The 8032-nt window shown below is 47.9% G+C and carries 8 protein-coding genes; 1 reads left to right on the top strand and 7 read right to left on the bottom strand.

Translation table 11 applies throughout. The annotated features are described in order from the left end of the window. The coding region (locus tag ACMP1L_RS03410) for a hypothetical protein (RefSeq protein WP_418452012.1) at window positions 1–221 on the top strand (221 nt) is incomplete at its 5' end. Window positions 222–485: 264 nt separating this feature from the next. Here the strand turns inward: ACMP1L_RS03410 and ACMP1L_RS03405 are convergent. From ACMP1L_RS03405 to ACMP1L_RS03375, 7 genes are all read right to left on the bottom strand, one after another. Next, window positions 486–899 carry a sigma factor-like helix-turn-helix DNA-binding protein gene (locus ACMP1L_RS03405; protein ID WP_055054171.1) on the bottom strand — a complete coding sequence of 138 codons (414 nt, stop codon included), beginning with the start codon at window positions 897–899 and terminating at the stop codon, window positions 486–488. A gap of 637 nt (window positions 900–1536) precedes the next feature. Then, complete coding sequence (locus tag ACMP1L_RS03400) at window positions 1537–4170, bottom strand: ABC transporter permease (RefSeq protein ID WP_117500095.1); 2634 nt, start codon at window positions 4168–4170, stop codon at window positions 1537–1539. Between the two features lie 15 nt (window positions 4171–4185). Beyond that, entirely contained in the window at window positions 4186–4851 is a 666-nt protein-coding gene (locus tag ACMP1L_RS03395) for an ABC transporter ATP-binding protein (protein ID WP_040342337.1), read from the bottom strand. Window positions 4852–4994: 143 nt separating this feature from the next. Continuing rightward, window positions 4995–6026 carry a sensor histidine kinase gene (locus ACMP1L_RS03390; RefSeq protein ID WP_418452011.1) on the bottom strand — a complete coding sequence of 344 codons (1032 nt, stop codon included), beginning with the start codon at window positions 6024–6026 and terminating at the stop codon, window positions 4995–4997. Continuing rightward, window positions 6023–6709, bottom strand: a complete 687-nt coding sequence (locus ACMP1L_RS03385) for a response regulator transcription factor (RefSeq protein ID WP_418452010.1) — start codon at window positions 6707–6709, stop codon at window positions 6023–6025. The genes ACMP1L_RS03390 and ACMP1L_RS03385 overlap by 4 nt, the downstream gene beginning before the upstream one ends. Before the next feature lie 62 nt (window positions 6710–6771). After that, window positions 6772–6948 carry a helix-turn-helix domain-containing protein gene (locus ACMP1L_RS03380; RefSeq protein WP_002594731.1) on the bottom strand — a complete coding sequence of 59 codons (177 nt, stop codon included), beginning with the start codon at window positions 6946–6948 and terminating at the stop codon, window positions 6772–6774. Window positions 6949–7069: 121 nt separating this feature from the next. After that, a complete protein-coding gene (locus tag ACMP1L_RS03375) occupies window positions 7070–7483 on the bottom strand; it encodes a sigma-70 family RNA polymerase sigma factor (RefSeq protein WP_118097210.1) in 414 nt (137 codons plus the stop codon). Window positions 7484–8032 lie beyond the last annotated feature (549 nt).

The following is an 8032-nucleotide window of genomic DNA, read 5'->3' as shown; positions in this document are numbered from 1 at the left end:
ACATGAATACGCTGGCAGCCGAAACTGCCAGCGCATGGTATCTGATTTTGAACAGGAAGCTGCAAACGCTTCCTATTTATATAACTCAGCTTTCATCACATTTGCCACGCCCCCTGACGATGGGAACACAACAGGTCTCCGTTGGCGCGGCTGTCATAACTCCGCAGCACCGTTCGTATCGTGTGCCGCAGGGTTCCCCCCAAGTCTTTGGCGGGCCGTGAGGAAGTATCTTTAAGCCCCCATGCAGTCATCGCGCCGAATCTGCCACAATCCGTTTTATGAAATCGTAGATCGCTCCGAAGCAGTTCTTTCATCACCTCCCTGACGGCTCCATCTTCGCGGCGTTTCACATTCGCTCGTACATGGGTTATGTACCTGTTGTGCTGTCTATTCGATTGTCAATGTACTGATGAAGGAGGAAAACTTGTCCTTCTTATTAACACTGACAAAAAAGGCAAAAAACAGGCGCATCAAATGAAATTTTATCAAAAATATTTTACAAGCTGCTTTAATCCACGGCGGATACTGTCTCGGACACGGCTTGGGTCTACACCTTCTACTTCGGCAATTTCATTTACCGCCATTCCCAGATAGTATCGGGCATAAATTCGCTTTGCCTGTTTCTCTGGCAGCTTCATCACAGCGGCATAGACCTGCTCCTGAAACTGTTTTTCCTCCAGAAGCATCTCCGGTGTTTGCGGCTTCAATAGCACCGCATTTTCAATGCCATTCTCGCAATCCAGAGAATACTGTGCTTTATAACGATACATCTTTCGCTCATACGCAGCCTCCGCACGTTCAGCTGCTCGAATAGTCTCCATTACTTCCTCTGTCACATCTACAAAAAAGTCTGTTGTATAAACATCAGGATAAAGTTCCCGAAGGTTAATTTTCTTCATTATGTACCTCCATTTCGATTCACGGGTGATTGACGGGTGAATCGAATGGAGGCGGAGACCGACACCGGCAGACAACCGGGTCATCTCCGAAAAAATGGCAACAAAAAACGCCAACTTCCCATAACGGGAAATCGGCGCAACAAAAATACCTACTATTCTGCTGATTTAGATGGAACGATAATACTGATAGATAGTCATACTCCCCCGGAGGAGGGGCAAGACTTTTTTTAGCTGGTGTAACTCATGGCTATTGTGAATGACAAAAATTGACACGGCGGCATCCTCCTATGTGCCGCCGTACCAGATTACAGGGTGTAGGGTCGTCGTTCATTTTAGATAGACGAAAGGAAACGGCGGCTCTGATTTTTTCAAAGCCACCGTTGCAAAGTGCATAACAATATAGTCGCTGTACGATGGCTTTTTTTCTTTTGCCATCGTGCGGCAACTTTTTCACTTTTCTTTTATCTTAACAGGCAATCCTCACAGAAATGTCACGGACATACTCCATTTCGACAAAATAACAAGCTGAAATCTCACCAATCTGTGAGATTTCAATTTTTTTGAGGAAAGCCGAGAGGAAATGCCTCCTCCCGGCTTTCAATAGGTTTATGATTATTTATTGTAGCAATCTCTGCCGTTACTCCGAAGTCCTCAGCCGTTCCACCACAGTTCCCTTGTTAAAGAAGTGGAGAACAATCAGCGGAATGACCGCAGCCAGCAGCAGATAAAGCACACCAATGACCAGAACAGGAACCAATGTAATGTTCAGGGTAAAGAACCACATGGAGGGGCCATTTAATGCGCTCTTTAGCACCGTGACTGCCAGGACCGCTGCGGCTGCTCCGCCAATAATGTCTGCGCCGGCGGCATAATAGATGCCCTCATAGACCATCAGGCGGCGAAGCTGCTTGCCGGTCATACCGATGCTTTGCATGGTAGCGAACTCATGGCGGCGGGTGATGATGTTGGTAATAATCATGTTGGTAAAGTTGATCAGTCCCGCAAAGGCCATGATGCAGCCAATCAAACCGCCGATAACCAGAATCATGCTGCGGACCGAATCAAGTTGCTCTTTCAACAGCTTGGTGGAAGTATAGGCAACCGAAGTATTTTCGCTCACATAGCTGCTCAAGAATTCTTCCATCTGCGGCTGCAAGGCTTCCTCCACATTGAATCCATAAGTCAGAAGCGTGGGAGCGTCATAGATTTCCTTGAATACAGTGTCCGGCAGATATACAAAAGGAGCATCACCGGCGATGTGTGCCTGAGCGGTAGTGCCTGTCGGCGTTTCGGTTTCCGTTCCCACGAGAATCGCTTTTGCAAGGATGGTGCTGGTTTTGACCAGTTCCCCATCCTTGTAGAAGGAAATGCTCTCCCCGACCTGTAACTGATCGGTCAGCGGAGTGTTATTTGGTTCCTCTGTCAATTTGTCGATGGGGCAACCAATAATGACATATTCTCCGGTAGCCATTTTCTGCGTTAAGGTTTCGGCATCTTTTTCGCCTTCAAAAATACGCATATCCGCCCAGAAATTCTCGGAGGCTCCCATCACATTACCAAAATAGCGCCTTTCGGTATCAGAACTTGTGTACAGGCTATATCCCTGATAGCTTTGATTTACAACGCCTTCTTCCTCATGGAATAGCTCTATACCGCTTAAATCTTCAAACCCATAGTCAACCAGCACATTTCTATCGTCTTTTGTATTTCGGTAAAGATAGCGTTCATCCTCAACTCCGGGCTGTCCGGCAATCAGATCCACTGCCTGTTGTGAGAGCGTATCTTCATGGTGCTGAACGCCCTCCATTACATTAAATGCGGCGGAGTTATAGACATTAAAATCTGTTCTGGTAACACGGTTTACCCACTTTTCTTCATCAAGGCTTTGCGTCACAATGATGATAGAGTTAAACAGGACGATGCACAGAAGCAGGGAAATAATGATAAACGCTGAACGCCGACGATTGCGCCCCAGGTTGGAAAAGGCCATGCGGGACAGCTTTACTCTATTGGTACGCTTGGCACTGCTCTTTTTATAGGCGTTCTGCTCGGTGTAGCGGATCGCCTCCAGAGGAGAAATCTTTGCCGCCTTTTTTGCAGGCTTCCGGGTGCTGATAAGCACGGTCAAAATTGTAAAGAGAGCGGCAATAACAAAGATCAGAGGCGAGGTCGATACGGATGTACCCACCATAGAGTATTCAAGGTTAATGATCTCTGTCACGATAGGAAGCAGCACCCAACCGGCAAAGAAACCGGCAATCAGACCAATAGGCAGTCCGATCAGCGTGAGCCAGACCGCCTGACGGTTCACAATGCTCTTGATCTGCCGTGTGGAAGTTCCAATCGTCCGCAGCAGACCGTATTGACGAACATCCTGCATCACGGAAATATCAAAGATATTGTAGATCAGCAGGTATCCGCACACGACAAACATCAGGATAAATACAACAGCAGGCACGATGGACTCTGATGAAGTCAATCCCTGGGACATTTGATTTTCGGAGGCGAGAATGAAATTGTCTGCGCCCATATCCTCTGGATTGCCGCCAATGGAGTAAACGAACTCATTCAACTGCTGCTGAACATTTGCTTTATTCTTCAGCACGACATCGGAAAAAGTAACGCCGGACATTACATGGTCTACCGCATAAGTGTTCTGAACCACATCGGGATTTTCTTTTATAAACTGCTCTGAAACAGTCGCAACGCTCACAGAGTCATTGCTTGCTTCCCACCAGCCGGAAAGCACCATATCGTAATGATAAGTTTTCCCCCGCAGTTCAAATTCTAACGGAACCTCTGCGCCGATCTCAGGTTCTACACCCAGCGCCTTCAGCGCCAAATCCGTAGTGGCGATCTCATTCGCTTTCTCCGGTGCAGCTCCGTGGGTAGGCACACAGAAGGTCAGTTCCTGCTGCACACTATCTTCATAATTGATTTCAATGGAATGGCTGGAAGTGTTGCTTGCATAGCCAATGATACGCCGGTGTCCTGCCTGGTCCACAAAATCGCTGTTTACAAGCTGCTCGTACTGTTTCTCCGTCATATACCCCAAAGTGCCATCCGCCTTGCTGCCTTTCTGCATTTGCAGAGAGAGTTGGATGGAGGACGCCATATTGAACGCCAGGGAAGTGATAGAGGTAAACAGGAAAGCAGTCAGGATAATTGCCAGCAGTGCAGCCAGATTGCGTACCTTATTCTTCTTGAAATAGCGTTTGGATAGCTTGGTAATTACTTTGGAATTATTGTTGCCAAATAGAATGTCATTCATAGTCCCGCCCCCCCTTTACTGCACGATCTTACCATCCTCGATCCGAATAATGCGGTCGGCAAGCTGGGCGATCTCACTGTTATGGGTAATCATTACGAGGGTCTGGTGGAATTTCTGGCTGGTAGTTTTCAGAAGCCCCAGCACATCGGCGCTGGTCTTGCTGTCCAGGTTGCCTGTGGGTTCATCAGCCAAGACAATAGCGGGCTTTGACACCAAGGCGCGGGCAATGGCTACGCGCTGCTGCTGGCCGCCGGAGAGGTTATTGGGCATATTGTTCAGCTTATCCTCAAGCCCCAGCATCTGCACTACTTCGTTCATAAACTTCTTGTCTACCTTGTTTCCGTCCAGCTCCACAGGCAACACAATATTTTCAAAGACATTCAGCACCGGTACCAGATTGTAGTTCTGGAAGATAAAGCCGATCTTTCTTCTGCGGAAAACGGTCAGTTCCTCGTCTTTGAGTTTGGACAGCTCCTTGCCATCCACGACCACCTGGCCGGAGGTGGGCACATCCAATCCGCCGATCATGTTCAGCAGCGTGGATTTACCACTGCCGGAGGTTCCTACGATAGCTACAAATTCTCCTTTTTCAATAGAGAGGGTCACACCATCCAAGGCTCTGGTAATGTTCGGCTCTGCACCATAATATTTTTTCAGTTCAGTCGTTTGCAAAATGCTCATAGAGAACACCATCCTTTCTTTTTGATAAACCCATTGTAACGACCAAACCTCACAGAAATGTCACGAGCCACAAAAAATTTCCGCTAAATTCAGCCCCAAATGTCACGAATCTGTGACATTTCAATTTTCGGGGTGTGCTTACTCTACTTTCGGAGCAGGAAAACAGAAAAGGTTGAGCCTTTCCCAACCTCAGACGCTACCCGGATATAACCGCCCTGCAAGGTCACAATCTCACGGGCCAGATACAGACCGATTCCAATACCGTCCACATCATGCACCACATCTTCCCGATAAAACCGCTTGAAAATCGTCCCCTGGTGCTGCTCTGAAATGCCGATGCCGGTATCGGCAATGTCGATCTTCACATACATTTCCCAGCCTTCCACCGACACACGGATCTGCCCGCCTGCCGGGGTGTATTTCACAGCATTATCCAGAATGTTGAACAGGGCTTCGCTTGTCCATTTTCTATCATGGCGTGCATCCAAATGCTCCGGGCATTCCACCTGCACATCTATCTTTTTCTTTTCGGCATTGAGCAAAATCCCGCCTAGGGCAGCGGCAAGGGTATCGTAAACCGGTTGCTGTCTCTGCTCCAGCGAAATGACTCCCGTTTCCAGTCGGGAGGTTTTAATCATGGCTTGCATGAGGAAGCCCAGCTTATCAAGCTGGCTGGCCTGGGCTGTCAGAAATTCCTTTTGCTTCTGCGGAGGAACCTCATTTTCAAGCAGCGTGTTGTTGATCATCTTCAAGTTGGCAATCGGGGTCTTGACCTGATGGGAGATGTCAGAAATCAGCTCTTGCAGGTCAGCCCGTTCCTTTGCGATGCTGTTTTTATTTTCCTGCATGACCTCGTACAGTCGCCCCAGCCGGTAGTTGATTTTATAGAACAGGTTTTCTTCTTCAACCGTCTGCTTGGGCTGCATATTTTCGGAGAGCATATCATCCATCTGACCACAAAAGGCATCGGAGAACCGGACCAGCTTCCGACGAATCAGCGCCACAAAGCAGATGACGCAGAGCAGCACAAAAAGACTGAACAGGAACACACACCGGACAGCGGTTATATTCTGGGTCAGCAGATGAACAGCGGTGCAGACTGCACCAACCGCCAGCAGCAAAAGCGTTCCCAAAAGGACACAGGCTTTGTTGATGGAGAGTTTTCGCATATTCATTTCGATGCCCCTCCGATCCACATATAGCCCATACCGTACACCGTCTTGATGTACTGGCGTCCATCCGTTTCAATTTTATTCCGCACCCGGCTGATGGCCGCAGTCAGGGCGTGTTCATCCACAAAGTTCCCATCGGCATCCCACAGCTTTTCAAGCATCACCTGCCTGGTCAAAACATTCTGCGGATTTTTGGTCAGGATTTTCAACAGCCGGTATTCCAACGGAGTGAACACCAGCGCCTTACCGGACAGAGAAGCAGTCATCTCCGAGAAATTGATGGATAGTGCGCTATCCTCATAACAATCCCCGCCGCCAGATTGTTTTGCCAGCCGCCCCAGCACCACGGACAGCTTTTTTTGAAAGACGCTCATAGGAAATGGCTTGGTCACATAGTCCTCTGCGCCCAACTCATATCCTTTGAGCATATCGCTCTCCATATCATTTGCGGTCAGGAAGATCACCGCCGTATCCGGCCGGCGCTCTTTTACCTCCCGGCAGAAATCAAAGCCATTCCCATCTGGCAGGTTTACATCCAGCACGATCAGGTCATAATCCTGCTTAGTCAGAAAGTTGCTAGCTGCTGATTTTGTCAATACAGAGTCCACGACATAGCCCGCAGTATACAGGTTATAGCACAAAGTATTATTCAAAAGCCGGTCATCCTCGACTACTAAAATTCGCAATTGTATCACACTCCTTCATTCTTAGTGTAGCATCCAAATGTCACAGAAATCTCACGAGAGGATTATTTTTTTGTATTTTTGAAACGACGGTCTGCCGGTTTCTCCGCATCCTTGGGAATCAGCCAAATGGTAGCCATCTTCACAGCACCGGGGATACGCCCACCGGCACACAGATAATTGATCTGCCTTGGGGTAACACCCCATTTTTCACTTGCTTCTTTCAGCGTCATATAATCCATATAGTTTCCCTCCAATATGGTTTATTATATTTCCTTTGCTCGAAGAATACAAGCTTGCAAATAGGGCGCAAAGCCCTGTGCCAGAAGCACTATGTGGCCTTGCGCCCTTTGTTATTCTATCCTAAAAATACTTTGCCAGCTGCTTCAGACCGCGCCGAATGCTGTCACGGACACGGCTTGGGTCTACACCCTCCGCTGCGGCGATCTCACTCACACGCATACCCAGGTAATACCGGGCATAGATCCTCTTGGCCTGCTTCTCTGGCAGAGCCATCACAGCGGCATAGAGCTGCTCCCGCAGCTGCTTTTCCTCCAGAAGCATCTCCGGTGTTTGCGGCTTCAACAGCACCGCATTTTCAATGCCATTCTCGCAATCCAGAGAATACTGTGCTTTATAACGATACATCTTTCGCTCATACGCAGCCTCCGCACGTTCAGCTGCTCGAATAGTCTCCATTACTTTCTCTGTCACATCTACAAAAAAGTCTGTTGTATAAACATCAGGATAAAGTTCCCGAAGGTTAATTTTCTTCATTATGTACCTCCATTTCGATTCACGGGTGATTGACGGGTGAATCGAATGAAGGCGGAGACCGACACCGGCAGACAACCGGGTCATCTCCGAAAAAATGGCAACAAAAAACGCCAGATTTCCGTGAGGGAAAACTGGCGCGCCAAGAACAGCCATTATTATACTGAATTACATAGAACGATAATGCCGATGCAATGTTATACTTGCCCGGAGGAGGAGCAATGCTTTTTTTAACTGATGTAGATCATGTGAGCTTTGAAAAAGCAAACGAGACACGGAAAAATAACCTCCAATCGGCTACCGTGTCCCTGCAAGTCGTCATTGATTTGTGCAAACGCAAAGAAACGGCGGCTCTGAAAATCAAAGCCGCCGTTTCAAATGGGCGTGTCAAATTGTCTGCTCTACGACGGCTTTTTTTCTTTTGCCGTCGTCCGGCAGAGTATTATTCAATATTTAATTCAATGTTTCCAGTGAAATTCTCACATTCAATGCCAATATAATTTCCACCATCAGGAAGTGTAATTGTGTCACTATAAGTTCCGGTTGCTTCAA

The organism is Ventrimonas sp., from assembly GCF_048380235.1.
GTDB lineage: Bacteria > Bacillota > Clostridia > Lachnospirales > Lachnospiraceae > Brotaphodocola.
The sequence above is the reverse complement of the archived record's forward strand: the minus strand, read 5'-3'. Positions and strand labels throughout refer to the sequence as shown.

Excerpts from the sequence above, each read along its gene's own strand:
- ACMP1L_RS03400 (WP_117500095.1), bottom strand. The coding sequence starts at position 4,170 with ATGAATGACATTCTATTTGGCAACAATAATTCCAAAGTAATTACCAAG.
- ACMP1L_RS03375 (WP_118097210.1), bottom strand. The coding sequence starts at position 7,483 with ATGAAGAAAATTAACCTTCGGGAACTTTATCCTGATGTTTATACAACA.
- ACMP1L_RS03380 (WP_002594731.1), bottom strand. The coding sequence starts at position 6,948 with ATGGATTATATGACGCTGAAAGAAGCAAGTGAAAAATGGGGTGTTACC.
- ACMP1L_RS03395 (WP_040342337.1), bottom strand. The coding sequence starts at position 4,851 with ATGAGCATTTTGCAAACGACTGAACTGAAAAAATATTATGGTGCAGAG.
- ACMP1L_RS03405 (WP_055054171.1), bottom strand. The coding sequence starts at position 899 with ATGAAGAAAATTAACCTTCGGGAACTTTATCCTGATGTTTATACAACA.
- ACMP1L_RS03390 (WP_418452011.1), bottom strand. The coding sequence starts at position 6,026 with ATGAATATGCGAAAACTCTCCATCAACAAAGCCTGTGTCCTTTTGGGA.